Source organism: Posidoniimonas corsicana (genome assembly GCF_007859765.1).
In the GTDB taxonomy this organism is placed as follows: Bacteria; Planctomycetota; Planctomycetia; order Pirellulales; family Lacipirellulaceae; genus Posidoniimonas; species Posidoniimonas corsicana.
This window is the reverse complement of record NZ_SIHJ01000001.1, coordinates 1,396,592-1,420,960: the sequence shown is the minus strand read 5'-3', so window position 1 is coordinate 1,420,960 and position 24,369 is coordinate 1,396,592. Positions and strand designations below refer to the sequence as shown.

Annotated in this window: 22 protein-coding genes; 5 read left to right on the top strand and 17 right to left on the bottom strand. The window is 67.5% G+C overall.

Annotated features, from left to right (window positions below; genetic code table 11):
• Positions 1–146: 146 nt before the first annotated feature.
• From accB to KOR34_RS05420, 4 genes are all read left to right on the top strand, one after another.
• Positions 147–653: an acetyl-CoA carboxylase biotin carboxyl carrier protein gene (gene accB / locus KOR34_RS05435; protein ID WP_146562912.1), complete on the top strand. Its 507-nt coding sequence runs from the start codon at positions 147–149 to the stop codon at positions 651–653.
• Between the two features lie 48 nt (positions 654–701).
• Positions 702–2,048, top strand: a complete 1,347-nt coding sequence (accC, locus tag KOR34_RS05430; protein ID WP_146562911.1) for an acetyl-CoA carboxylase biotin carboxylase subunit — start codon at positions 702–704, stop codon at positions 2,046–2,048.
• 112 nt (positions 2,049–2,160) lie between these two features.
• On the top strand, positions 2,161–3,495 hold the full coding sequence (locus KOR34_RS05425; protein WP_146562909.1) for a 6-phosphofructokinase: 1,335 nt from the start codon (positions 2,161–2,163) through the stop codon (positions 3,493–3,495).
• 63 nt (positions 3,496–3,558) lie between these two features.
• Entirely contained in the window at positions 3,559–4,173 is a 615-nt protein-coding gene (locus KOR34_RS05420) for an inorganic pyrophosphatase (protein WP_146562907.1), read from the top strand.
• Positions 4,174–4,194: 21 nt separating this feature from the next.
• Here the strand turns inward: KOR34_RS05420 and KOR34_RS05415 are convergent, their stop codons facing one another.
• Both KOR34_RS05415 and hisB read right to left on the bottom strand, forming a co-directional pair.
• Positions 4,195–5,601, bottom strand: a complete 1,407-nt coding sequence (locus tag KOR34_RS05415; protein ID WP_146562905.1) for a hypothetical protein — start codon at positions 5,599–5,601, stop codon at positions 4,195–4,197.
• Positions 5,602–5,825: 224 nt separating this feature from the next.
• The gene (hisB, locus tag KOR34_RS05410) at positions 5,826–6,422 is read right to left on the bottom strand and encodes an imidazoleglycerol-phosphate dehydratase HisB (protein WP_146562903.1); all 597 of its coding nucleotides are present in this window, start codon (positions 6,420–6,422) and stop codon (positions 5,826–5,828) included.
• 195 nt (positions 6,423–6,617) lie between these two features.
• Between hisB and KOR34_RS05405 the strand changes: the two genes are divergently transcribed.
• A complete protein-coding gene (locus KOR34_RS05405; RefSeq protein ID WP_146562901.1) occupies positions 6,618–6,821 on the top strand; it encodes an excisionase family DNA-binding protein in 204 nt (67 codons plus the stop codon).
• Between the two features lie 68 nt (positions 6,822–6,889).
• On the opposite strand, the gene KOR34_RS05400 is transcribed toward KOR34_RS05405, so the two are convergent.
• The 15 genes from KOR34_RS05400 to gnd all read right to left on the bottom strand — a co-directional run bounded on the left by KOR34_RS05400 (position 6,890) and on the right by gnd (position 24,335).
• Positions 6,890–7,117 (bottom strand): hypothetical protein, encoded by a 228-nt coding sequence (locus KOR34_RS05400; RefSeq protein WP_146562899.1) that lies wholly within the window; start codon positions 7,115–7,117, stop codon positions 6,890–6,892.
• Between the two features lie 175 nt (positions 7,118–7,292).
• Positions 7,293–7,916: a hypothetical protein gene (locus tag KOR34_RS05395; RefSeq protein WP_146562897.1), complete on the bottom strand. Its 624-nt coding sequence runs from the start codon at positions 7,914–7,916 to the stop codon at positions 7,293–7,295.
• 62 nt (positions 7,917–7,978) lie between these two features.
• Positions 7,979–9,418 carry an OprO/OprP family phosphate-selective porin gene (locus KOR34_RS05390; RefSeq protein ID WP_146562895.1) on the bottom strand — a complete coding sequence of 480 codons (1,440 nt, stop codon included), beginning with the start codon at positions 9,416–9,418 and terminating at the stop codon, positions 7,979–7,981.
• 307 nt (positions 9,419–9,725) lie between these two features.
• Positions 9,726–11,582, bottom strand: a complete 1,857-nt coding sequence (locus tag KOR34_RS05385) for a methyl-accepting chemotaxis protein (protein WP_197531169.1) — start codon at positions 11,580–11,582, stop codon at positions 9,726–9,728.
• 245 nt (positions 11,583–11,827) lie between these two features.
• Complete coding sequence (gene rsmA / locus KOR34_RS05380) at positions 11,828–12,739, bottom strand: 16S rRNA (adenine(1518)-N(6)/adenine(1519)-N(6))-dimethyltransferase RsmA (protein ID WP_146562892.1); 912 nt, start codon at positions 12,737–12,739, stop codon at positions 11,828–11,830.
• A 37-nt stretch (positions 12,740–12,776) separates the two neighbouring features.
• The gene (locus KOR34_RS05375) at positions 12,777–13,376 is read right to left on the bottom strand and encodes a riboflavin synthase (protein WP_146562890.1); all 600 of its coding nucleotides are present in this window, start codon (positions 13,374–13,376) and stop codon (positions 12,777–12,779) included.
• A 46-nt stretch (positions 13,377–13,422) separates the two neighbouring features.
• A complete protein-coding gene (locus KOR34_RS05370) occupies positions 13,423–14,175 on the bottom strand; it encodes a CDP-alcohol phosphatidyltransferase family protein (RefSeq protein WP_146562888.1) in 753 nt (250 codons plus the stop codon).
• Positions 14,176–14,185: 10 nt separating this feature from the next.
• The gene (locus KOR34_RS05365; RefSeq protein ID WP_197531168.1) at positions 14,186–14,890 is read right to left on the bottom strand and encodes a phosphatidylserine decarboxylase; all 705 of its coding nucleotides are present in this window, start codon (positions 14,888–14,890) and stop codon (positions 14,186–14,188) included.
• Complete coding sequence (zwf, locus tag KOR34_RS05360) at positions 14,872–16,332, bottom strand: glucose-6-phosphate dehydrogenase (RefSeq protein WP_146562884.1); 1,461 nt, start codon at positions 16,330–16,332, stop codon at positions 14,872–14,874. The genes KOR34_RS05365 and zwf overlap by 19 nt, the downstream gene beginning before the upstream one ends.
• Before the next feature lie 324 nt (positions 16,333–16,656).
• Positions 16,657–18,045 (bottom strand): sulfatase family protein, encoded by a 1,389-nt coding sequence (locus KOR34_RS05355; protein WP_146562882.1) that lies wholly within the window; start codon positions 18,043–18,045, stop codon positions 16,657–16,659.
• Positions 18,046–18,248: 203 nt separating this feature from the next.
• A complete protein-coding gene (locus tag KOR34_RS05350) occupies positions 18,249–19,253 on the bottom strand; it encodes a WG repeat-containing protein (RefSeq protein ID WP_146562880.1) in 1,005 nt (334 codons plus the stop codon).
• Between the two features lie 41 nt (positions 19,254–19,294).
• The gene (locus tag KOR34_RS05345; RefSeq protein ID WP_146562878.1) at positions 19,295–20,086 is read right to left on the bottom strand and encodes an Fpg/Nei family DNA glycosylase; all 792 of its coding nucleotides are present in this window, start codon (positions 20,084–20,086) and stop codon (positions 19,295–19,297) included.
• A gap of 8 nt (positions 20,087–20,094) precedes the next feature.
• Positions 20,095–21,222 carry a right-handed parallel beta-helix repeat-containing protein gene (locus KOR34_RS05340; RefSeq protein ID WP_197531167.1) on the bottom strand — a complete coding sequence of 376 codons (1,128 nt, stop codon included), beginning with the start codon at positions 21,220–21,222 and terminating at the stop codon, positions 20,095–20,097.
• 173 nt (positions 21,223–21,395) lie between these two features.
• Positions 21,396–22,622: a PQQ-binding-like beta-propeller repeat protein gene (locus KOR34_RS05335; protein WP_146562874.1), complete on the bottom strand. Its 1,227-nt coding sequence runs from the start codon at positions 22,620–22,622 to the stop codon at positions 21,396–21,398.
• A 267-nt stretch (positions 22,623–22,889) separates the two neighbouring features.
• Complete coding sequence (gnd, locus tag KOR34_RS05330; protein ID WP_146562872.1) at positions 22,890–24,335, bottom strand: decarboxylating NADP(+)-dependent phosphogluconate dehydrogenase; 1,446 nt, start codon at positions 24,333–24,335, stop codon at positions 22,890–22,892.
• Between the last annotated feature and the right edge of the window lie 34 nt (positions 24,336–24,369).

Genomic DNA, 24,369 nt, shown 5'->3' with positions numbered 1-24,369 from the left:
ACACTGCGGGCGGCCTAGATTAGGCTTGCGGGATTGGCAAGGGGCCGCGACAGGCGGCCTGGGCGTGTCGGTGTCTCTTGTGGCAGACGGTGCGAACGATGGCATCCAAAGACAAATCTTCCAATTCAGATAGCGCGGAGAGCGATATGGCAAGTGGCGCCGGCAGCGGATCGGGCGACGTGTTTGACGTCCGCAAGGTCCGCAAGCTCGTGGAGCTGATGGACGAGCACGACCTGGCTGAGATCGTGCTGCAGCAGGGAGAGCAGAAGATGAAGCTGCGTCGGGGGCCCGAGCAGGGGACCCTGACCGGCGTGCCCGCCCCTGCCTACATGCCGGCGCCCGCCGCCCCCGCGCCAGCGCCGGCGGCGCCGGGCGGACCGGCCCCCGCCGCCCCGGCGGCCGAGGCGGCGCCCAGCGGCCCGGTCATCAAGAGCCCGATGGTGGGGACGTTCTACGCGTCGCCCAACCCGGAGTCGGGCGCCTTTGTGAAGGTCGGCGATCAGGTCGGCCCAGAGACCATCATCTGCATCGTCGAGGCGATGAAGGTGTTCAACGAGATCCCCGCCGAGTGCTCGGGCAAGATCGCCGCGGTGCTGGTCGAAGACGGCGCCTCGGTCGAGTTTGGGCAGCCGCTGTTCCAGCTCGAAGGCTAGCCCGCCCCGCCGCCACCCGCACCCCTGACGCCACCCTAGCTCTGCCTGATGTACCAACGCATTCTGATCGCAAATCGAGGTGAGATCGCCCTGCGGGTGATCCGGGCCTGCCGGGAACTGGGCATCGGCACCGTGGCCGTCTACAGCGAGGCGGACCGCGGCGCGCACTACCTGGACCTGGCCGACGAGGCCTACTGCATCGGCCCGGCCAAGGCCGCCGACAGCTACCTCAAGATCGCCAGCATCATCAGCGCCGCCGAGGTCGGCAACGTCCAGGCGATCCACCCCGGCTACGGCTTCCTCGCGGAGAACGCGCACTTCAACGAGGTCTGCCGCAGCTGCAAGATCGACTTCATCGGGCCGTCCCCCGAGGCGATGGCCCAGCTCGGCGACAAGAACTCCGCCCGCGATATCGCCCGCTCCGCCGGCGTGCCGGTGGTGCCCGGCAGCGACGGCCTGATCAACAGCGAGGAGGAGGCCCTCAAGTTCGCCCACGAGGTCGGCTTCCCGGTGCTGATCAAGGCGGTGGCCGGCGGCGGCGGCAAGGGCATGCGGGTCGCTTCGAACGACCTAGCCCTCAAGTCCTCGCTGCAGCAGGCCAAGGCCGAGGCCGAAGCCGCCTTCGGCAACGGCGCGGTGTACCTGGAGAAGTACATCCAACACCCGCGGCACGTCGAGGTGCAGGTGCTGGCCGACGGCCACGGCAACGCCGTGCACCTGTGGGAGCGTGATTGCTCGGTGCAGCGGCGTCACCAGAAGCTGATCGAGGAGAGCCCGAGCACGAGCGTCTCGCCCGAGACCCGCGCCGAGATGGGCGAGGCCGCCAAGCGGCTGATCCTGCAGGCGGGCTACCAGAACGCCGCGACCGTCGAGTTCATCGTCGACGGCGACGGCAACTACTACTTCATCGAGGTCAACGCCCGCATCCAGGTAGAGCACCCGGTGACCGAGATGGTGACCGGCATCGACCTGATCAAGTCGCAGATCCAGATCGCTTCGGGCGACCCGCTGCCGTTCTGCCAGGAGGACATCACCAGCACCGGCCACGCGATCGAGTGCCGGATTAACGCCGAGGACCCGGCGCGCAACTTCCAGCCGTCACCGGGCAAGATCGAGCGGCTGATCGTGCCGGGCGGGCTGGGCGTGCGGTTCGACTCGCACGCGCACAGCGGCTACGTGGTCCCGCCGTACTACGACTCGATGATCGGCAAGCTGATCGTCCACCAGCCAAGCCGGCAGGAGGCGATCGCGTGCATGCTGCGGGCGCTCGCCGAGCTGCGGGTCGACGGCATCAAGACGGTCGCCCCGCTGCACCAGGAGATCCTCAGCCACACGGCGTTTGTCGAGGGCCGGATCGACACGACCTTCGTCGAGCGGACCTTCATGGCCGGCTAGGGCCGCCGCCCGCCGCGACCATTAGCGCCCCGCTGGTCCGCCGCTAGAATACCAGCTCCCGTTTCCTCCCCCCGCCTGCCGCCCGCTGCGGCAGCCACCCCAACCGCCTGCTATGTCCGAGAAAATCGAGAACACGCTCAGCCGCCCCGCGCCCCAGGAGCACAGCTTCAAGAAGGCCGCCATCCTCTTCGCCGGCGGTCCCGCTCCGGCCGCCAACGCGGTTATCTCGGCCGCGGCGGTGTCGTTCCTGCGGAACGGCATCGAGGTGGTGGGCGTCAAGCACGGCTACTCCAGCCTGATCAACTTCTCGGCAGACAAGCCGCTGGAGGAGGGCACGGACTACGTGATGATCGATCACCCGATGCTGAGCCGGACACGCAACCGGCAGGGCATCATGATCGGCACCGCCAGAGCGAACCCCGGCAAGCTGGTCTCGAGTCCCGAGCACCTGAAGGACCCCGAGCGGGTGGCGCCGCTTAAGAACGTGTACGAGGGCCTCCGCTCGCTGGGCGTTGACGCATTGGTGTCGATCGGCGGCGACGACACGCTCAAGACCGCCAACAAGTTCAAGCTGTACCAGGACAGCCTCCCGGAAGGCTCGCCGCGGATCCCGGTGGTCCACCTGCCCAAGACCATCGACAACGACTACTGCGGCATCGACTTCACCTTCGGCTACTTCACGGCGGTCGACTTCCTGGCCCACGAGGTGCGCAACCTGCTGGCCGACGCCGAGGCCAACCGGAACTACTTCCTGGTTGAGTCGATGGGCCGCAGCGCGGGCTGGCTGGCGTACGGCGTGGCGATCGCCGGCGAGGCGAGTCTGGTGGTCAGCGTCGAGGACATCCGCGGCAAGTTCCGCTCGAAGGAGGAGTACACCGACTCCAACGGCGAGACCCACTCCCGCGACGTCATGAACATGGACGAGGTGGTCCGCCGCATCGTCGCGACCATGACGACCCGCGAGCGGGAGGGCAAGAAATACGGCGTGATCGTCATCGCCGAGGGCCTGGCGGAGCTGCTCCCCTACAAGTACGTCGAAGGCGTGTCGCGTGACGACCACGGCCACATCAACATCTCGGCGATCAACCTCTACGAGCTGTTCGCGGAGCTGATCGCCGCGGAGTACGAGCGGCAGACCGGCAGCAAGCGGTCCGTGAAGCCCGTGCAGCTAGGCTACGAGGCCCGCTGTGTCGAGCCGCACGCGTTCGACGTGATGCTCGGCAGCCAGTTGGGCGTGGGCGCCTACCGGGCGCTTGTCGAGAACCGCCTGGACGGTGTGATGGTCTCGGTCGAGGGGCAGCTGCAGCTGGTTTACGTTCCGTTCGAGAAGCTGGTCGACCCGGAGACCCTGGTTACCGTGGTCCGCTACATCGAGCCGCACAGCGATTTCCGCAAGCTGACCCGGTTCCTCGAGACCTACGTCAACGAGGAAGACGTCGCCCCGTAGCCCCTCAAGCGGCTGCAGCTGCGTAGGCGAGCATCCTGGTCCCCTTGCCCCATTAGCAATCGCATGTCGTTTCCCGAGCCGTTCTACCGCTGGCGTCCCCACCCCTGGCACGGGCTCGAGGCGGGCCCAAGCCCCCCCGAGCTGGTTCAGGCTTACATCGAGCTGACGCCGTTCGACCGGGTCAAGTATGAGCTGGACAAGCAGACCGGCTACCTGCGCGTCGACCGGCCGAACCGCACGTCGGCGTTCTCGCCGACGCTGTACGGGTTCATCCCACGCACGTTCTGCGGCAAGCGGGTGAAGGGGCTGATGCCGGGCGCCAAGGCCGGCGACGGCGACCCGTTGGACATCTGCGTCATTAGCGAGCGGCCGATCACCAACCCCGAGATCATCCTCAAGGCGAGGGTGGTGGGCGGGCTGCCGATGCTCGACAACGACGAGGCCGACGACAAGATCATCGGCGTCTTGGCCAATGACGCGATGTGGGGCGAGGTGCAAGAGGTGGAGGACCTGCCGAAGGTGCTGGTTGACCGCCTGCGGCACTACTTCAGCATCTACAAGTCGCTCACGCCGGAAGAGGCCGCCAAGGTCCGGATCGACCACGTCTACGGGCGGGAGCACGCGCTGGAGGTGATCAACGCCGCGATGGCCGACTACCTCGAAGAGTTCGGCGAGTAGTCGGACGACGACGCAGCGACTCTAGAAGCCGATCTGCACCTGCGCCCGCACCAGCAGGCCGTCGTCGCCCGGCAGGAAGTCGGCGGGCCCGCTGCGCACCGGCGAGCGGACGATGTCCGCCACGTCGAGCGTCAGCTTGTTGACGCGGTCGTTATCGCCGTTGCCCCAATACCAATTGATTGCCCCGGACCGCTCGAAGCCGTCCCCAAACAGCCCCGAGACCTGGGACAGCCGCGCGTTGATGTCCAGCCGTTTGGGGATCAGGAAGCAGCCCACCTCGGCGTGGTAGCCGTAGTCGTACAGCTGCTGGACATCGAGCGGGCCGGTCGCGGTGAAGTCCTGCAGCGACCGGATGAAGTACTCGCCGGTAAAGCTCCACCCCCGCCACTTCAGGCCGGCGTCGAACGAGGCGACCATCGTCTCGACGCCCAGCACCCGCTCGCCCGGCGCCAGGGCGCCGGTCTCGTTCAGCAGGGTGCCGTCGCTCAATCGCAGAAAACTGTCGTCGCCGATGGCGAAGCCCGCGTCTTCTCGATCGCGCGACTTGCTGAACGCGAAGCTGCCGCCGACCCGCACGACCGGCGAGCAGTGGTAGGCGTAGTCGACGTCGCCCGGGCCGAACGGGCCCAGGGGGTCGAAGTAGACCGAGCAGGCCGCGGACAGGGCGTCGTCGATTGCGAACGCCGGGTGGGATGATGTGCGTAGCCCGTTGGTGAGCGACCACTCGTAGTGGCACGCGTCTCCGATGTCGCCCCACAGCCAGACCCCGTCGCTGAACGCTGGCCGGAAGTACTCCGTGGCCAACGAACGGTCGACCATCCTCATGAACCGGGAGGATAGCAGCCACTGCCGCACGGCCGCCACCTTCCACCGACCAACCGCGATCTCCACCCCCTCGGCGCACTCGTAGGCGAAGAAGTAGACCAGTTGGTCGACCTGCGAGGCGCCGTCGGAGTCGCCGTCGAAGATCAGGTAGTACCGGAGCTCGGGCAGCACCGCGGTCCCCGAGATATTCAGCCGCAGACGCTCCGCGTCAAACTCGCTCCGGTTGCGGACGTCGCGGGTGACGCCCGCCGCGTCGGTCCAGGTCGATTGATCGCGCGCGAAGCCGGTGTAGCGTAGCTGCAGCCGGCCGCCGATGTACATCGCGTACGGGCGTTCGTCGAGGTCCGTCGACCGGATGTAAACGCCCTTGTCGAACTGGGCGCCGATCTCGAACAGGGGCTCCCCGGACGCGTCTTGTTCCAACGCAACCCAGGGCCGTTCGACCTTGTCGCACTCCTCGCAGGCTACGGCTGGCGCCTCTTCCTCTACTGGCGGAAGCGGCAGCACGGCAGGGTCGGGCGGCGTAGCATTGATGGTTGCGCCAGCCAAGCAGCACCATGCGGTGGCTGCAAGCACCAAACTTCGGTGGGCCAGGGAATCCATTTGGGGCAACTCTCGGGGGCGCGCCTGCGTCAGCCAGACGGCATTGGCCCTGGCAGTAAGCGGTATCGACGCGCGCGGTTGCGACGATTACCCGTTCATTGGCGCCCAGACGTGTCCTGGCGGTTTAGCAACCGTCAACCGAGAAGGTGTGCCGGTTGGGCAAGGAAGTCGGGGCCCGCAGACCCGCCCTAAACCGGGCGTTTGGGTCCTCAATTGCCGGCCTGCTAGCCGTCTAGCGAGCCCTTGGTGCTCGGCACGCCGGTCATCCGGGGATCGGACTCGACCGCCATCCTGAGAGCCCGCCCGGACGCCTTGAAGATGGCTTCGGCTATGTGGTGGCTGTTCCGGCCGTGGTGCAGCAGGATGTGCAGGTTGCATAACGCGTTGCCGCTGAACGCCCGCCAGAATTCCTCGACCAGCTCGCTGTCGAACTCGCCGATCTTGGCCGAGGGGAAATCGGCCTGGAAGTGAAGGTACTGGCGGCCGCTGAGGTCGATCGCCACCGTGGCGAGGGTCTCGTCCATGGGCAGCGTGAAGTGGCCGTACCGGCGGATGCCGGCCTTGTCGCCGGCCGCCTGCCGCACGGCCTGGCCCAGGCAGATGCCGACGTCCTCCGCCGTGTGGTGCTGGTCGATGTGGAGGTCGCCAGCGGCTTTGACGGTGAGGTCCGCCGCCGAGTGCTTGGTGAACAGCGTCAGCATGTGGTCCAGGAACCCGACGCCGGTCTCCACGTCCGATTGCCCCGTGCCGTCCAGGTCGAGCTGGAGGGTGATCTGCGTCTCGCTCGTCTGGCGATCGATCCTGGCGGTGCGGTTGGGCATTCGTCGAGAGTAAAGGTTGGTAGATTGGGCGGTTCTGGGGCCGCCCTGAATGGTAGCAAGCCGGACGCCCGTGGACGACCGGAATGCCCTTATCCCAGGGACAGGGGCCGGGCCGTTGGGGTTACCACCGCTGTTTGCGTTATAATCGGGACCCTCGTCCGCCCGGCCCGATTGGGAGTCCCCACCGTGAGCCCGATGAAGAAATCACCGTCCGAGTCCTTCCAGCAGCTTACCGGCGCGGTGTCGCTTGGTGCGGTAGCCCGGCGGACCGGATTGCCACGCCGGCAGGTGCGGCGGCTGGTGCAGCAGGGCCAGCTGCCTTTCGTCCAGGTGCGGGGGCAGATCTGCGTCCCCGCCAAGGCCGTGCGCGAGCTGAGCAGCACGCCACGCTACAGCTGATCCGTAGTTCGTCAGGCCGCGTGTAGCCGGCCGGGGAGCCCCCGGCCCCGGCTGACTAGGCCCACTGGCTAGGCCCAATCGAGGCCGGTCTCGCCCTTGACGCGTTCCTCGAATTCGCCGAGCAGTCCGCCGATCACGTCCCAGCCCTGAGGGCGCCGGACCTCGATATCGCCCTGTGGGTTGATGCGGACGATCGTGCCGTCCAGCACGCCGGCGGAAGCGAGGTCGTCGTGGTGCAGTTCGTCAGCGGCGATGATGCGATCCAGCGTGGCGCCGGTCATCTCGATGAAGGGCATCGCGTGGGTCTCGAATATGGTGCAGTTTCCGCCTGGATAATTCCCCTAGCATAACGCCGCAGGGGTAATCGCGGCAAGGTTTCCGCGTCGCCGGCTGGGGGCTGCCGCCCAACCAGGTCCGGGGTCCAGAAACGCACGCCGGCGCAGGGATCTGCCGCCGCTGCTCACTCAGCGTCTACTCGCCGTAGCCGCTGCCGTTGAGCGGCAGCAGGGCCACGCGGGGCGTCCGCGGCTCGCCCTTGGCGGACTCTGCGGTTGTCGGTTGGTCGGCGGCGCGGGCGTCGACGATGTCGCTGCAGCCCGGGCAGCAGTACTCGACCACGCACTTGTAGACCGGCTTCTCAACGACGTACGCTTCCTTGACGAGCCGCTTCACCGTTCGGCAGACGCCCGTGCGGGGAGGCGTGTCGCACTGCGTGCAGGCGTCGCAGCAGTCGCCGTCGCCGCACCCGTCACAGCAGCCGGCCCCCGGGCCGCCCTTGCCGAAGAGGCCGCACAACTTCCCCGGCAGCAGGGTGCAGACGTCCTCGCACTCGCACTTCCAGCGGTGCTTGGTGATCTTCTTCATCTCGCACACGATGCGGGTCTTCTTGCCGCAGCGGCAGCGCCGCTCACACTCGCAGCAGCAGCCCGGCTCGCCGAACACGACCAGCTCGAGCGGGCCGTCGGGACCCTTGGTCGCGTCGAGCCGCGTCGCCTGCCCGCGGGCGGCGGGGTCGCGGGGGGGCGGGTCGGAGGCGGACAGCGTTGACGTGGCGATCAGGGCGACGGCGAGGGCGGCGGCTAGCAGGTGACGCATAGCGGGCTCCGGGATTGTTCGTTGGGCTGGGCGGAATCGACGCGGACGCGGGGAATGCGGGCCTACAGGTTGAACTGCATCCGCATCTGGACGATGTCCAGGTCTCCCCCGTTGGCCACGGTCGTGTCGGCGTCGGAGTGGATGAAGTCGAGCATCGCCCGGGTGTACGGCGACAGGTACCAGTTGAGGCCGAGCTGGTGGACGCCCATCCGGCCGCCCTGGATGGTGGTGTCGTTGAGGTCGTTGTAGGCGTAGCGGTAGGCCAGCTCCCACGCCCCCCAGCCGGTGCAGGTGCTGCACTCGCCGGTCCGCACGCGGAAGAAGTTCTCCAGCGGGACGATCTTGTTGGAGAACGAGCCGGAGCGGCGGTTGTAGAAGCGGTTCTCGCCGGTCAGGAAGTAGCTGGTCTGGATGTAGGCGCCGTCGAGGTACTGCGAGCCAGGGCCGAGCGTGTTGACCGACGCGCCCTGGTACTCCGCCTGCACCGCGAACGAGCCGTAGGCGTAGGCGGCCTCGAGGCCGAGCAGCTGGTAGTCCGAAGCCGCGACCACGCCGGTGTCGATCACGACCGGCGCCATGTAGGACTCGGGGCGGTGCTTGAACTCGGCGGTGTCGTCCGCCAGATTGCGGTAGCTGCCGCCGACGCCCAGGTGGAACACCCCGCGGCCGTCGGTCGCCTCGTCGTACCACGGGAGCCAGGTCAGCCGTCCGGTGATCGCCGTGGCGTCGTTGTCGTCTTGGAACCGGGGCGGCTTGGAACCCTGCTCCGAGACAAACACGCCGAGGCCGTAGGTCCAGTTGGCCTGGTCGTCGTCGGAGTGGGCCATCACGCCCGTGTTGCGGCCGAGGTTGAACGCCGAAGCCCGCTCCATGAAGGTCAGGTACTTGTTCGGCGTCAGCTGCTCCATGCCGAACGGCTCGAAGAAGTGGCCGACCCGCACGTTCTGGGCATACGGCAGCTCGGCGAAGTCGAGGTAGACGTCCAGCAGGCTGACCTGGCCCGCCAGGTCGAACCAGATGCGGTAGGAGGTGTTCTCCATGACCTGGCCGCCCATCTCGATCCACGCCCAACGCAGGGCCACCGCGTTCTCCGCGTTGCCAACCTGGGCGACGCTCTCGGCGTTCTGGCTGAAGTTGTAGGCGTCGAAGAAGAACCGCCCCTTGAAGCCAATCGTCGGGGCGAGCGCGGCCTTGGCGGCCGCCTTGGCCTCGGCCTTCTCGACCGACTCACGCCACTCCAGCAGGCTGTTGAGGTCGTCGACGAACTCGGTCGAGATGCCGTCGGAGAAGGTCACCTGGTTGGCGTCGTAACCGTCGGACGACTGCAGCTGGATCTGCTCACGCAGCAGATCGTTCTGCGTCTTGAGCGCCTCGACCTGGGAGGCCAGCAGCGAGTCGTACGACGGCTCCGCGGTGGCGGCTGGCGCCAGCCCGGCGGCGTCTTCAGCGTGGCTGGTGCTGAACGTGGTCGCCACGAGGGCGGCGATAAGTATTGTTCTCATGACTCCGTCAGCGGTTCGTTGGTAGGGATGGCTGCGACGAGAGGCTGTGGAAGGCCGAGCCCGGTTGTGAACGTAGTTCGGGAACTACGGACGTGGAAAACCACCACCCGGATGGAGCTTTCGGCGATCCCCCCTCGGGCGCCCGTGCGACCTTGCCGGTTGTGCCGGCTGGCGGACAGGGCCTGGGCCGTCCGTTGCGGCCGCTGCTCGATTGGAAGTCGCCGGGAGGGGCCAATGAACGAAAAAAGGCCGCCACGGTCGAAACCGTGGCGGCCCTTGAGCACGCGGTGCCCGCTGGGGCAGCGGGCTAGTAGCGGAACTGGCTGAGGGTTTCCTCCAGCCGGTTGGCCAGCTCGGTCATGCGGTTGCCGACGTCGCCCGCCTGCGCGGCGTCCTGGGCGGTGCGTTTGGCGACTTCGTCCACCTTGATGATGTTCTGGGTCGCTTCGACGCTAGCAACGGACGACTCGTCCAGGCAGTGGGTGACCGTCTGGACCCCCTCGGTGACGCTCTGGAACTGCTGGCAGATCTTGTTCGCGACGTTGCGCTGGTCCTCGACCGCGGCGGCGATGCTGGTCGAGATGGTCTGTACGTTCGAGACCACCTCGTTGACCTGGGTGATCGAGTCGACCGCTTCGTCGGAGGACTTCTGGATGCCGGCTACCCGCCGGCGGATGTCGTCGGTCGCCTCGGCGGTCTGCTTAGCCAGCTCCTTGACCTCCGCGGCCACCACGGCGAAGCCCCGCCCAGCGGCGCCGGCGCGGGACGCCTCGATCGTGGCGTTCAGCGCGAGCAGGTTGGTCTGCTCGGCGATCTCCTGGATCACCTCCGTCACCCGGCCGATCTCGGTCGCGGACTGGCGGAGCACCATCATCTTGTCGTGGCTGGCGTTGGCCACCACGGACGCGTCGCTGGCGATCGACGAGGACTGCTCCGTGTTGCCGGCGATGCCGGAGATGTTCTGCGTCATCTCGTCGACGGCCTCGGAGACGGCCTTGAAGTTGTTGTTCATCGTCTGCGTGGTCTGGAGGATCTGCGCCATCGAGACCGACGTCTCCTCCGACGAGGCCGCCACCGTCGACGACCGGAGCGACGTGTCGGCGGCGCCCTCGGCGAGCCGCGCGGCGGCCTCGTTGAGCTCGGCGGCCGAAGCCACCAGCACCTTCGAGTTCTCCGCCACGTGGGTGACCGTGGCCTGGATCTTCTCGATGAACCGGTTGAACGCCTTGGCGAGCGTGCCGAACTCGTCCTTCCGGTTGGTCGCCATCCGCTGCGTCAGGTCGCCGCCGGCCTGGGCGATGCCGTCGAGCATCGCGATGGTGGCCATCAGCGGCTTGATTAGCGACCAGGAGATGAGCACGCCGAGCGTCGCGGTGATCGCGATCGCGGCGCCGCCCACCGCCAGGAAGCCGGTCACGGCCTGCGAGGCGGACAGGCGGGTCTGACCGGCGGTCGCGACCACGGCCTCGCGGCTCTCGGCGGCCCGTTGCTCGCTCTCGTTGATGCGGTCCTTCTTGGCCTTGATCGCGGTCACCGCGTCGGCGATGTCCAGCTGCAGGGTCTCCTTCGCGACGTCCAGCGGGCCGCGGAACGCGTCGAACGCCTCCATCGCCTGCTGGCTGAGCGACTCGATCTGCTCGACGTCCGCGTCGGCGCCGGCCGACGCGAGCTGCACCAGCTCCTGCGTGGCGATCTTCCAGTCGTTGAACTTCGCCAGCGAGACCGCCAGGCTCTCCTTCGAGGCGTCGCTGAATACGCCGTCGGACGCCTTGGTGACGCGGGTATGGATCTGCGACAGGTTCTCCTCGTGCGCCGCGACCAGCTCGGTGTACTTCTCCTGGTCGAAGTCCTCGCGGCCGGCGAGCTGGCGGATCTCGACCTCGGCCAGCAGCGACTGGTAGGCGTCGCGGTCGGCGTCGATCAGCATCGCGATGCTTTGCTGCATGGCCATGGTCTCGACGAAGTCCTCGTTGATGACCGGCAGGATCTCGTCCTGGATCAGCGGCGAGATCTCCTCGTCCAGCAGTACGAGGAAGTGCTGGTCGACGATGTCGTTCAGGTGGGTCACCTGCTGGGACAGCGAACGCCACCCGATTCCGATGAGCAGCAGGAGGGACAGGCAGCTGACAGCGACAAGGACCGCGATTTTTTGTTTTGTGTTCATCACTAGTACCGGGCGACGGCGAAGGAGGCCAAGACGGGCAGAAACCGTACTGGAGGGGGTGTTTCCCACCATGCAAGACCGTAGCCCACGGCGATGTGGGGGCCCGGAAGTATGCACGCTTCCGTACCCCCGACGCGGAGGGGCCGCTGCGCCGCAGGAACGGGCGGAACATCCGGCGCTACCGGACGGCGGGCGATGGCCGGTTTTCCGCCCGCCTCGGGCCGGTTGGCGGCGTGCGGGGCGCGTTAGAGCGACCAGTCGGGCGCCTTGGCGCGGACCAGCTCGGTGAAGCGGAGCAGCGTGGGGATGTCGATCTGCTCGGTCCGCGCGTCGGGGCCAAACTCCATCGCGGTCATCAGCTGGTCGACGTCTTCCTTGCTGAGATGGCGCTTCATCGCCGACACCACGTTCGCACGCAGGAACTTGCGGCGGTGCAGGAACAGCGCCTTCACGAACTGGTGGAAGTACCGCAGGTCGGGGATCTGGGCCCGCATCTCGGGGTCGACGGTGATCCTCACAATGGCCGACGTCACCTTGGGGGGCGGCCAGAACACCTTGGGCGACATCTCACGGACGATCTCGGTCTTGGCCTGGGCCTGCATCCACACGCTCAGCGCCCCGTAGTCCTTGCTCCACGGCTGGGCGACGATGCGGTCGCCCAGCTCCTTCTGGATGGTCGCCACCATCATGTGCGGCAGGTGCTCGCACAGCAGCAGGTTCGAGAGGATTGGCGTGGCGACGTTGTACGGCAGGTTGGCCACTAGTTTGAGCCGGCTGTTCGGCACCTCCGACAGCGCCTGGCCGACCGCGTCCATCACTACCGGCGAGAACGTGTTCTTGTTCTTCAGCGCGTCGGTCTGCAGCATCTGGACGTTCGGGAAGTCGATCAGCTGCTCGCTGGCCAGCTCGAACAGGTTGCCGTCGATCTCAACCGTAACCACACGGCCCGCCTTGGGCGCCATGAGCGTGGTGAGCGAGCCGGTGCCGGTGCCGATCTCCAGCACCACGTCCCGCGGGCCGAGGTCGGCCGAGTTGACGATCAGCTCCACCAGGTTGAGGTCAATCAGAAAATTCTGCCCGTGCCGCGACGCCGGCGCAACGCCGATCTCGCCGAGGCGTTTCATCAGGAACGATTTGGTTTGTCGCGGGCTCGACATGGACGCGGGCGGTGGTTGGGGGCTTGGGAGCAGCGGGTCAGGCGCCGGGGCGGCCGGACAGCTGCCGCTCGACGTACTTGGCCAGGACGTCGGTCTCGATGTTCACGCGGTCGCCCGGTTGGCGGCCGCCCAGCGTGGTAGCCTGCAGCGTGTGGGGGATCAGCGCCACGCTGAACCGTTCTTCCTCGACGTCCACCAGCGTCAGGCTGACCCCGTCGACCGTAACCGAGCCCTTGCTAGCCATCTGGCGGGTCAGCGATTGCGGCACGCGGAACCAGAACTTGGACCAGTCGGAGTCGTCGTCCCGGCGGTCAACGGTCCCGAGCGCGTCGATGTGGCCGGTCACGTAGTGCCCGCCGAGCGGGTCGCCGGCGCGGAGCGAGGGCTCGACGTTCACCCGGTCGCCCGCCTTCAGCTGGCCGAGGTTGGTGCGGGAGAGCGTCTCCTCGCCGGCTTGGAAGTCGACGCGGTCGTCGTAGTTCGCGACGACCGTCAGGCAGCAGCCGTTCAGCGCGATGCTAGCGCCGAGGTCCGAGTCGTCCTCCAGACCTGCGCGGTCGATCGTGATCGTCACGCCCGGTCCGTCTGGGGTGACCGAGATCACTTCGGCCAGTCCGCGTACGAGTCCAGTAAACAAGGCAGGGGGTCCGATGGGGCCGTGAGCCGGCCGGTGTGACGCTTGCTCAGGCGTCGCGGCGTGGGCGGGCGAGAGGGCGCCGCGCCGGGGCGGCCGCGAGCCATAGGGGCGAAACTATAAATAGACCAGAGATCACCAGCGGGGCGTAGCCCCCGAACAACGCCAACGCCCCCGAAATACCGGCCACAACGGCGAGCCTGGCCTGACTGCCGTGCGACGCCAACCGGGCCATAGGATGGGCGTACGGGACGGGACTGACCAGCAGCAGCCCCAAGCCGGCTGCCGCGGCCGGCGCCACCGCCGCAATGGCGGCGGACAGGCTGGCGTAGGCGTCAGCCTCCAGCCGCGGGTGAGCGTACGCCAGCGCGATCGCCGCGGCTGCCAGCAGGGCGGCCGCGGCGGGGCAGGGGAGTCCCTGGAAGTCGCGGCGGCGGTCGTCCGGGGCGGCCGAGAACCTCGCCAGCCGCAGCGCCGCGGCGCAGGCCAGCCAGGCCGCCGCCACCCACGCTAGCCGGCCCGGTTCGCTCAGCCTTACGACCAGCAGCGCGGGCGCGACGCCAAAGGTCACCAGGTCGGCCAGGCTGTCGAGCCGGGCCCCGAACTCCGAAGCAACGCCCAGCCGTCGGGCGGCGGCGCCGTCGACCCCGTCGAGCAGCAGCCCCAACAGGATCAGGCAGGGCGCGATCCACGGCAGCCCGGCTGACTCGTGGACCGCCAGCAGCAGCGTCGCGTAGACGCCGCACAGCAGGTTTCCCAGCGTCAGCAGCGTGGGCAGCAGCAGGATCGGGTTGCGTGTCATCGGGAGCGGGCTAACGCCTGGCGAGTATCGTCGACCCGCCGTGCACGCGGTCGCCTGCCTTAACGGCGATCTGCACGCCCGCGGGCACGATCAGCTCTGTGCGCGAGCCGAACTTGATCATGCCAAACCGCTCGCCCCGGCCGTAGTGGTCGCCGGGCGAGAGGGGGCAGACGATCCGCCGCGCGACAGCGCCGGAGACCTGACGAACGGCGAACCGCGCGCCGCACGGCTCCTGCCAACCGACCCACTGGCTCTCGTTGTGGTCGGTCGCCTCGGGCGTGCGGGCGTCGTGACGCGCGCCCTCGGCGTAGTGCGTCTCGACGACTTCGGCTTCGGCCGGCACGCGGTTCACGTGCACGTCCAGCACCGACAAGAAGATGCCGACGCGGGTCGCAGGCCCGCCGAAGAAGTGGTACTCGTCCAGGTGCGTGACGTCGGTCACGCGGCCGTCGGCCGGGGAGACGTACGCCGCCTCTTCGACTGGGATTGCGCGGGGCGGGTCGCGGAAGAACCACAGCAGCGCCGCCAGCAGCACGCCCGGCACAACCGCCAACGGCGCCCACGGGCCGGCCAGCGTGGCGATCAACACGGTGGCGATCAGCAGCGGCAGCCCGATCAGCAGCAGCTCCCGGCGGCCCCACGGCGCCAATTGGATGCGGTAGCCGTCCGGCAACGTGTGCGTTTGCGGGACCCCCATCAGTGCAAGACTGGACATATGTCGAACCAGTTCCTTCCCTGTGCGCTCATCCATTCGGTGCACTCCTGCGGGCCCCAGAAGCCCGGGTCGTACATGTAGAGCGTCGGTTTATCGCCTGACTGCCATGCCTGTAGGATTGGGTCGCAGATCTTCCACGCCGCCTCGACCTCGTCGGCGCGGGCGAAGAGGCTGGCGTCGCCCTCGATGGCGTCCAGCAGCAGCCGCTCGTAGGCCTCGGGCATGCTGCGGCCCTTGAACTCGCGCTGGTAGTTGAAGTCCAGGTCGGTCTGACGCATCTTCATGCCGGCGTCGGGGACCTTGGTCTCGAAGTGGAGCTGGATGCCCTCGTTGGGCTGCACCTGGATCACCAGCCGGTTGGCGTCGGTGACGCTGCGGGGGCCGTCGTTGAACAGCATGTGCGGCGGCTGGCGGAACTGGATCACGATCTGCGTGGTGCGGCAGCTCATCGCCTTGCCGCTCCGCAGGTAGAACGGCACGCCCTGCCACCGCCAGTTGTGGATGCACAGCTTGAGCGCGGCGAACGTGGCGGTGCGGCTGCGGGCGTCGACGCCGTCGTGGCCGGTGTAGCCGCGGTACTGCCCGCGGAACGTGTCGCGGCGGAAGTCGTCGCCCTGCATCGGCTTGACCGCCTGCAGCACCTTCACCTTCTCGTCCCGCACCGGGTCGGCCGCGTAGCGGACGGGCGCCTCCATGGCGGTGATCATCAGCAGCTGGAGCAGGTGGTTCTGGATCATGTCCCGCACCACGCCGGCGTGGTCGTAGTAGCCGGCCCGCTTGCCGACCTCCACCTCCTCGGCCACGGTGATCTGCACGTGGTCGATGTAGTTGCGGTTCCAGATCGGCTCGAAGATCGTGTTGGCGAACCGCAGCACCATCAGGTTCTGCACGGTCTCTTTGCCGAGATAGTGATCGATACGGTAGACCTGCCGCTCGTCAAACGAACGGTGCACCACCTCGTTCAGCTCCTGGGCCGTGGCCAGGTCGGTGCCGAAGGGCTTCTCGATCACCACGCGGCGGCTGCAGTCGTTGGTCTCGCCCGCCATGCCGGCGGCGCCCAGCTGCTCGACCGCGGGCCCGTAGAACTGGGGCGCGGTGGACAGGTAGTACACCCGGATCGAGTCCTGCCCGGCCTCCAGCTCGTTGAGGAATCCCTTCAGCTTGACGAAGTCGTCCGAACTGCCGATGTCGCCGGGCTGGTAGAAGACGTTCTCGGCAAACGCCTGCCAGACCTCCGGGTCGAAGTTCTCGCCGGCGAACTTGGCGGTCGTCTCGGCGAGGCTGGCCCGCCACTCCTCGTGCGTGAACGCCGTGCGGCTCACGCCCACCACCTTGGTGTCCTCGGGCAGCCGCCCCTTGCGGCGCAGGTTGTAGAGCGCGGGGATCAGCTTGCGGCTGGTCAGGTCGCCGGAGGCGCCGAAGATCACGAACGTGTGGGGCATTGGTCGCGTGCGGGGGGCAGGTGGGTAGCGGGGAGGGGGCGCCTGTCGTGGCCCTCATTTTTAACGGAATAGCCGTTTCTTCAATAGCAGCGATTTCCCCGCCCCGCACAGGTTGCTGTGCTTCGCCAGAACTGTTGCTTGGACGGAGAAACGCAATCAGAGGGAGAAATCCCGCGGCCCGGTCCAGGCATAGCGGCATTTGGGGCACGAATTCGGGGGGCGCAGAGAGCACACGGTTGGCCGCCTGCACTTTCTCGACCAGCGCGACAAGAAGGACGCGGTGTAGCTGGGGTCGCTCAGACAGCGGCCCCGCTCTGACAGCGGTTAGCGAGTTGGCGCCGGCGTCGACTCTAGCAGCGTAGGATCGCCGTAGAGCTTCTGCTGATCGCCCTGAGACTGCATCCAAGCCTCCACCCGGTTACGCATCGCCTTGACCCGGTTGGCGTGGGTGGGATCGGACGCGAGGTTGTGCTGCTCGTGGGGGTCGGCCTCGAGGTCGTACAGTTCTTCGGCCGGGCGTTGGCGGTAGCGGCTGACAATCGACGCGGCCCGCTCATCGCGTTTGGCGGCTTCCAGCCAGGTGGCCCAGTAGCCGGCGCCGTCGACGTTGCCGGCCCGATTAATGTGGGTGGCGTAAGCGAACTCCGGGTGCAGGTTGAGGACGAGTTTCCAGCGGCCGTCGCGCACCGCCCGCATCGGGTAGACGTTGAAGTTGCCGTCGCCGGAGTGGGTGGTGTAGATCTCGTCGCGGTGGCTGTCGGCCTCGCCCCGCAGCACGCCAGCGAACGAGCGGCCGTCGACCTGCTCGGGCGACTCGGGCGCCTTGCCTCCGGCCAGCTCAACCAGCGTCGGCAACAGGTCGACCCAGCTCACCATCGCGTCGGTCCGCACGCCGGCCTTGACCCTGCCGGGCCACGACACGATCAGCGGCACGCGGACGCCCTCCTCGTACAGGTTCCACTTGCCGAAAGGCCATTGGGCGCCGTGGTCGCTGGTGAACACGAACAGCGTGTCGTCCCCCAGCTTCTCCCGCGCCAAGTCGTAGACCGTGCCGAGCATCCGGTCGGCCCTCGAGACCGACGTGTAGTACTGCGCGCGGAACCGCCGGGTAGTGGGTGTATCGACATGCGTTGGGCGGAGCGTGACCGAGTCGTCTTGGTAGGTTGTCTTCTTCGGCCAGGGCACGTGCGGCTGGTGCGTGCCGAACAGGAAGCAGACCGGCTTCTCGCCCGTATACGCGTTGAAGTACTCCTTGGCGGCCTTCATGTTACCCTTGGCTAGCCATTGGCCCGCGGCGTGCTGGTCGAATCCGTAAAGCTCCGCCTGCTTGTAGTGCGCCACCTTGCCGAACGCGACAACCTCGTAGCCAAGCTCCTGGAAGTAGGCGGGCCACTTCTTGATGTCGGGGCGGGGCCGGCTGTGGTTCGGCTCGGCGCCGTTGCGGGCGGGCATCAGTCCCGTCAGCAGCGCCGCGCGGCTCGGCGCGCAACTCGGCGACGCCACAAACGCCCGGTCGAACGTCATGCCGGACTGGGCCAGCCGCTGCATGTTCGGCGTCCTAACATCCGTGGCGCCGTAGGCGGAGCAGTCGAGCTGGCTCTGGTCGTCGGTGATGAACACGACGATGTTGGGGCGTTGGTCGGCCTCCGCCAACACGCTCGTCGGAAGCAGAGAGACCAGCAGGGCGAGGAAGGCTTGGCGAAATATGCTCATGAAGGTTGCTCGGGCAACGGTGGACGGGATGGCGGATGAGATTGAGCAGACGCGGCCGGAGCCGCGTCCCGCCTACTGTATCGCTTCAACGGGCGAGATCTGCGTCAGAATCAGGGCAGAATCAGCGGGAAACTGCCGCTCGGCCAGAACCTTGGCTGGTCCTTGAACTCATCTGGTCAGCGACGCACCCCTGTCGGCCGGCGTCACCACCTCCAGACAAACTCCCCCTGACGGTTAATGTACCCGAACCGGTCGAAGTTCCGCGGGTGCTGCACGGCGGCCAGCTCTCCCTCGAACGGCTTGGCAAAGCCGCACTTCATCGGCGGGATGGCGACCGTGCCCTGGCGGTCGATGTAGGCGTAGCGGTCGTGATCGTCGATCTGCACCGCGGCGAGGCCGTCGGAGAACGGCTGCGCGCCGAGGAACGTCTGCTCGATCGCCTGCTTGCCCGACCGGTCGATGTAGGCGAACGTCTGCGGCTCGCCAGGCGCGCGGGACCCGCCACCGGCGGCCGGGAGCTCGACCGCCGCGAGGCCCTCGCTGAAGTTGCCCCCCTGCGGGTAGGTTGGCGGGATAGCCCATTGCCCATCGGTATCCAGGTAGCCGGTCAGGCCCGACCTGAGGACCCCCGCGCGGCCTTCCTGGAACCCGCCCGCGGCCGTGCACTCGACCTCAAACGCCACCGAGCCGTCGGGCCGGAGGTACGACCAACTCCGCTTCTGTTCGCACGGGATCAAGCCGTCGCCGCACCCGCCCAGCCGGGCGCCGGCCATCTCGAACACGACCTCCCCCTGGCGATTGATCATAGCCATGGTCTTGGCGTTGAGCTCAACCGGGGCGAGTCCCTCTGAGAACTCCCATGCGACGCGGAATCTCGGCTCGATCGCCATCCGGCCACTCAGGTCGAGGTAGCCCCACTTCTTGCCGAGTTGGACCGCGGCCAGGCCGTCGGAGAACTCGCGCGACTCCGCGTAGGCCGGCTTGGCGATCCAGTCGCCGGAGTCGTTGATGAAGCCGTGCAGCGCCGACGGCCGGCCGCTGTCGTCGGGCGGGCCGCTCCACATCCACACTCCGGCGACGCCCTCACGGAATCCGCCGGCGACGTCAAACTTGGGATCGATCACGACCTGGCCCGCCGAGTCGATGCACCCAAACCGCCCGTCGATGCGGGTCGGGTAGAGCTGTCGGTTCTCGGAGCAACGGGCCATGGTTCCGACCTGGGATTCGCAGGAAGAGCTGGGCCCCGATTCTACCGCTTCTGGCACTTGGGGCACGCATAAATCGTGCGGGCGGCGAGCTGCCACGATTTGACCTTGGTCTGGCAGGTTGTGCAGCGGTCCTGCTTGTAGACTAGCAGGCGCTCGCTGCGGCTCATGCGGCCGCGGGGTTTCCCGACCGTCGCCGGGTCGGCGATGATGATGCGGTTGTACCGCAGACCGATCTCCATCAGCTCGGTGAGCTTCTCCCACAGCCGGTCGAACTGCTCGCCGCCAAGCTCGCGGCCGGGCGTTTCGGGGTGGACGCCCAGCAGGAACAGCACCTCGCTGCGGTAGATGTTCCCCACGCCGGCGATCACCTCCTGGTTCATCAGCAGCGCGCCAATGGCGGCCCGGCTGCGGCTGATCCGCTGCCATGCGAGGTCCGGGTCGGCGTCGTCGCGGAGCGGGTCGGGGCCGAGCCGCGCGAGGATCACCTCCTCTTCCTGCTTGGTGACCAGGTGGCACGCGTTGGGGCCGTTGAGGTCGAACGCCTGTTCCCTGCCGATCGCCCGCAAGCGGACCTGGCCGACCGGCTCGGGTGGTGGGGCGGGGTGGCTGCGGAACTTGCCGTACAGCCCGAGGTGCACGTGCAGCCGCTTGCCGCCGGTGAAGCGGTAGAACAGGTGCTTGCCGTAGGCCTCGACCACGTCGAGCCGGCGCCCGCTCAGCGCCTTGGCGCCGTCCGCAAATCGCCCCTGCGGCGAGAGCACCGTCAGCTTCTGCCCGGCGAACTGCTTGGTCTGGTCGCGGGCGATGCGGTGGATGACGTGGCCTTCGGGCATGGGGGATTCTAGCCGCCGTTGGCCGATAGGCTAGCCGGCTCCCCGTACGCGTTGTCGTGCACCTCGGTCCGCTCCTCCGCCGAGACCGCCGCCGACGGCGAGTCGTGGCGGACGAACCAGTTGTGGCGCACGTCGCAGGCCTCCTCGGGCACGCCCCGCACCTTGATCGGCAGCCGGGTGGACCGGAAGGTGTTGTTGGCGATCTCGATGCGCGTGCCGGCGGTGTTGGTGCCGTCGCCCCGGTCGTGGCCGCCGTGCATGTCGAAGCAGTGGCTGAGCGACTCGCCGAGCTCAACGTTGTGCCGGGCCACGTAGCCGCAGGACGGCCGCCCGGTGCCGGCGATGGAGTGCCGGTTCCAGTCGAACAGGCACCGCTCGATCAGGCTCGACGCGCGGTCATGGCACACGCCGTAGCCGAGTCCCTGGTACTGGCAGTGGTGGATCGAGCAGTGGTGCACATGGTGCCCCACGCCCGCCCGCAGGTGCACGCCCGCGTGGGCGAAGCCGCTGATCTCGCAGTTGTCGACCTCCAGGCGGTCGTGCTTCGTGACGACGCCGTCGGACGTGGGGAGCTTGTAGTAGTACTCGCGGAAGTCCTTGCCGTGCAGCTCGCGGGCCCGGGCGTGGTGGTCCAGGTACCGCTTGGTGTTGGGCCCCCGCAGCCGGATGCCGGTGATTCGCACGCCCGGCCCCTGCGGCTCGATCACGACCGGCGTGTCGAGCGCGTCGCTGGTGAAGAGGGCGCCCGGCGAGGTCTTGCCGTCGCGGTCGGCGCCGCGGTCGCTGGCCAGCGTGACGCCGGGGGGGACCTTGAGCACGAGCTTCTCGATGTAGATCCGTGCTGTGAGGTCGATCTGGGCGTCACCGGGGACGAACACCACGTCGCCCGCCTTCGACTCCTGGAGGGTGGCGAGCAGCTCGTCGAGCGTCGTCGCCGTGCGATCACCCTCCGTGACGGTCCGCGTGTAGCCCTCCCCGCCGCCGATCGGGCCGACTTCGTCGCCCTGGGCGCCGTAGAGCTGCCCGTCGAGCTCAACGAAGGTCGGTTCGGTGGCTGATGCGACTAGCGCACCGCACGACAAAGTGATTAACGCGGCGGTGAACCATGGGCGCAAGGCAATGACGGCTGGTGACACGGTGGGGCTCAACGGGGAGGGGTGATCGGGGGCTCTCTCAGCACTTCATGGTAGTGCAGCGAGCACACCCTCGTCGAGCGGCGACGTCGTAGGGTCGCGGTCGCTAGTGCCTCCGTCCGCCGGCCCATGCGAGATTTGTTCCCGCTTCGCAAGTCAGCCGCGCGGAGGTTCGCCTACTTCCAGTCGTAGACGGCCAAGGCGTTGAGCTCGCGAACGAAGATCTTGCCATCGCACACCGCTAGGTGCGCCCAGGTCTCGTCGTTGGCGACCTTGCGGCGGTCGAGCACCTCGAACGCTTCGGGGGTCGCACGGAACAGGATCAGCTCGCCGTCCGACCGCAGCGCGAGCACGTTGCCGCCTACCACGACGAGACTTTGGTACTTCCCTTCGGGCCTGCTCCGCCAGGCCTCCTCTCCGGTGCGGAGGTCGACACACTGCAGACGCTCGTTCTTCAAGTGCATGTACAGGTAGTCGCCCACCACCACGGGCGATGACATGTACGCCTGTGCGCTGTTTGACCACCGCTCATCCAGGGTAGGGTCGGCGCCCTCTGTGACTTGCCAGAGCTGCGACCGGCCCGAGTGGGCGCTCGTGAAGAACTGATCTTCGTAGACGGTGGGGGTCATGATGTTCATCCCGCGGTAGGCCTGGATCGGCTGCGACCAACGCACCTGGCCTGAGTCGGGGGCGATGCCGAGCAACTCCTCACGCGCCTGCACGACGAGAAGCTGCTCGCCGGCTACCGAGCCGATCCACGGCGAGCTAAACGCGTCGCCCGACTTGTCGGCAATCCGCCAGATGGTCTTGCCGGTCTGCGCGTCCACCTTCACGATGCTGTGCCCCATCTGTGCGTACAGGGATCCCTCGTGCAGTAGCGGCGAGGACGCGGCGCCGAACTGCGGCGGCTCAACGGATAACTCGGCAGGGAAGTCGACCCGCCAGAGTTCCTCGCCGGACTCAACGTCGATCGCCACAAGCACGTCGAGCATGCCGACGACAGAGAGCGTCTGTCCGTCGCAGGCTGGCGTCGCACGGATCCAGCTGCCGTTGGACGCGGCAAAGAACGGGACCTGCATCGCGCCGGGCCACTCCAACTCCCACAGCTTCTCGCCGGTGTTGCGGTCGTAGGCCGACGCAACTTCGGTTTTTTCGCCGCGTGTCTCGGTGGTGAACACACGATCGCCCACGACAATCGGTCCGGAGTAGCTGGGACCGAGTTCTTTCCGCCAGGATAGCTGAAGGTGTTCCTCGCCGAGTGAAGTCGGCCACTTGCCGTCCGGTGCGTGCGCGTCGCGGTTCGTGCCCCGCCACTGCGGCCAGTCGGCTTCGGCCCGGACGACCAGAATCGACAGGGAGAGCGCCGCGATGCTGAGGCAGGAGAGCGTCCGGAGAGGGGGCATGGTTTGCTTTCCGTGGGCTAAGGGATCGGGCGAACACGGCAAGGACGAGACCGGGTGGGTCGAGCTGCGGTCGGCCTAGTCGGCCTGGCCACGTGGCCCACTCTTCTTGACCGTAGGGTCCACGCTCGATTCGGACAGTAGATAACCACGGGCACAATCAAAAAAGGCGTCCGGTCCTGCGGGACGCAGGACCGGACGCCTTTGGGTCTGTTCGCTTGCCAGGGCGCGCCGACGCAGAGGATCCGTCGGCCGTTAGGCCTGTGGAAGCTAGGAGGGCTCCTTACGCAGGTCCAGCCACTCGGTGTGGAACATCTCGCCCCGCGGCTTGTCGGTGCGCTCGTACGTGTGGGCGCCGAAGTAGTCCCGCTGGCTCTGCAGCAGGTTGGCCGGCAGGATCTCGCGGCGGAAGCCGTCGTAGTAGGCCAGAGCGGTGTAGAACGCCGGCACGGGGATGCCCAGCAGGGCGGCCTGCGACACCACGTGACGCCAGGCGTCCTGGCACTTGTCGACCGCGCCAGCGAAGTAGAAGTCCAGCAGCAGGTTCTCCAGGTTCGGGTTCTTGTCGAACGCCTCCTTGATGCGGTCGAGGAACACGGCGCGGATGATGCACCCGCCCCGCCACAGCATGGCGCACTCGCCGTAGTTGAGCGGCCAGTCGTGCTCGGCGGCGGCCGCCTGCAGCTGCACGAAGCCCTGCGCGTAGCTGACGATCTTCGACGCGTACAGCGCCTGGCGGACCTGCTCGATGAACTGCTTGCGGTCGCCGTCGTACTTGGGCGAGGGGCCCTGGAGCACCTTGGCGGCCTTGACGCGCTCGTCCTTGCGGGCCGACAGGCCGCGGGCGTAGACCGCCTCGGTGACCAGCGTGCTGGGCACGCCCAGGTCGAGCGCCAGCTGGCTCATCCACTTGCCGGTGCCCTTGGCGCCGGCGCGGTCCAGCACCAGGTCAACCATGAACTGGCCGGTCTCGGGGTCCTTGACGCTGAAGATGTCGCGGGTGATCTCGATCAGGTAGCTGTCGAGGTCGCCGGTGTTCCACTCGGCGAACACGTCGTACAGCTCGTCGTTGGTGAGGCCCAGGCCCTCCTTGAGCATCGAGTAGGCTTCGCAGATGAGCTGCATGTCGCCGTACTCGATGCCGTTGTGCACCATCTTCACGTAATGCCCGGCGCCGCGGGGTCCGACCCATTCGCAGCACGGGATGTCGTTGTTGGGGCCCACCTTGGCGGCGATCGCCTGGAAGATCGGCTTGAGGTGCGGCCAGCTGTCGGGCGATCCGCCCGGCATCATGCTGGGGCCCTTCAATGCGCCCTCCTCGCCGCCGGACACGCCGGTGCCGGAGTACAGGAAGCCTGCCTCCTCGACCTCCTTGGTGCGGCGCTCGGTGTCGGCGTAGTAGGTGTTGCCGCCGTCGATGATGATGTCGCCCGGCTCCAGGAGCGGCTTGAGCGAGTCGATCACCGCGTCGACCGCGGGGCCGGCCTTGACCATCATCATCACCTTGCGAGGCCGCGCCAGGTTCTTGACCAGCTCCTCCAGCGAGTGGCACCCGACGAACTGCTTGCCCTTGGCCCGGCCGTTGATGAAGTCGTCCACGACGCTCGTCGTGCGGTTGTAGACGGCAACCTTGTTGCCGCGGCTCTCGACGTTCAGGGCCAGGTTTTCACCCATCACGGCGAGGCCGATCAGGCCAAAATCGCAAAGCTCAGACACGGTGGGTCCTTTCGGGAGGATCGTTGGGGGGCCG

Coding starts and splice junctions, on each gene's coding strand:
- accB (WP_146562912.1), top strand. CDS start 147: ATGGCAAGTGGCGCCGGCAGCGGATCGGGCGACGTGTTTGACGTCCGC.
- accC (WP_146562911.1), top strand. CDS start 702: ATGTACCAACGCATTCTGATCGCAAATCGAGGTGAGATCGCCCTGCGG.
- KOR34_RS05425 (WP_146562909.1), top strand. CDS start 2,161: ATGTCCGAGAAAATCGAGAACACGCTCAGCCGCCCCGCGCCCCAGGAG.
- KOR34_RS05420 (WP_146562907.1), top strand. CDS start 3,559: ATGTCGTTTCCCGAGCCGTTCTACCGCTGGCGTCCCCACCCCTGGCAC.
- KOR34_RS05415 (WP_146562905.1), bottom strand. CDS start 5,601: ATGGATTCCCTGGCCCACCGAAGTTTGGTGCTTGCAGCCACCGCATGG.
- hisB (WP_146562903.1), bottom strand. CDS start 6,422: ATGCCCAACCGCACCGCCAGGATCGATCGCCAGACGAGCGAGACGCAG.
- KOR34_RS05405 (WP_146562901.1), top strand. CDS start 6,618: ATGAAGAAATCACCGTCCGAGTCCTTCCAGCAGCTTACCGGCGCGGTG.
- KOR34_RS05400 (WP_146562899.1), bottom strand. CDS start 7,117: ATGCCCTTCATCGAGATGACCGGCGCCACGCTGGATCGCATCATCGCC.
- KOR34_RS05395 (WP_146562897.1), bottom strand. CDS start 7,916: ATGCGTCACCTGCTAGCCGCCGCCCTCGCCGTCGCCCTGATCGCCACG.
- KOR34_RS05390 (WP_146562895.1), bottom strand. CDS start 9,418: ATGAGAACAATACTTATCGCCGCCCTCGTGGCGACCACGTTCAGCACC.
- KOR34_RS05385 (WP_197531169.1), bottom strand. CDS start 11,582: ATGAACACAAAACAAAAAATCGCGGTCCTTGTCGCTGTCAGCTGCCTG.
- rsmA (WP_146562892.1), bottom strand. CDS start 12,739: ATGTCGAGCCCGCGACAAACCAAATCGTTCCTGATGAAACGCCTCGGC.
- KOR34_RS05370 (WP_146562888.1), bottom strand. CDS start 14,175: ATGACACGCAACCCGATCCTGCTGCTGCCCACGCTGCTGACGCTGGGA.
- KOR34_RS05365 (WP_197531168.1), bottom strand. CDS start 14,890: ATGTCCAGTCTTGCACTGATGGGGGTCCCGCAAACGCACACGTTGCCG.
- zwf (WP_146562884.1), bottom strand. CDS start 16,332: ATGCCCCACACGTTCGTGATCTTCGGCGCCTCCGGCGACCTGACCAGC.
- KOR34_RS05355 (WP_146562882.1), bottom strand. CDS start 18,045: ATGAGCATATTTCGCCAAGCCTTCCTCGCCCTGCTGGTCTCTCTGCTT.
- KOR34_RS05350 (WP_146562880.1), bottom strand. CDS start 19,253: ATGGCCCGTTGCTCCGAGAACCGACAGCTCTACCCGACCCGCATCGAC.
- KOR34_RS05345 (WP_146562878.1), bottom strand. CDS start 20,086: ATGCCCGAAGGCCACGTCATCCACCGCATCGCCCGCGACCAGACCAAG.
- KOR34_RS05335 (WP_146562874.1), bottom strand. CDS start 22,622: ATGCCCCCTCTCCGGACGCTCTCCTGCCTCAGCATCGCGGCGCTCTCC.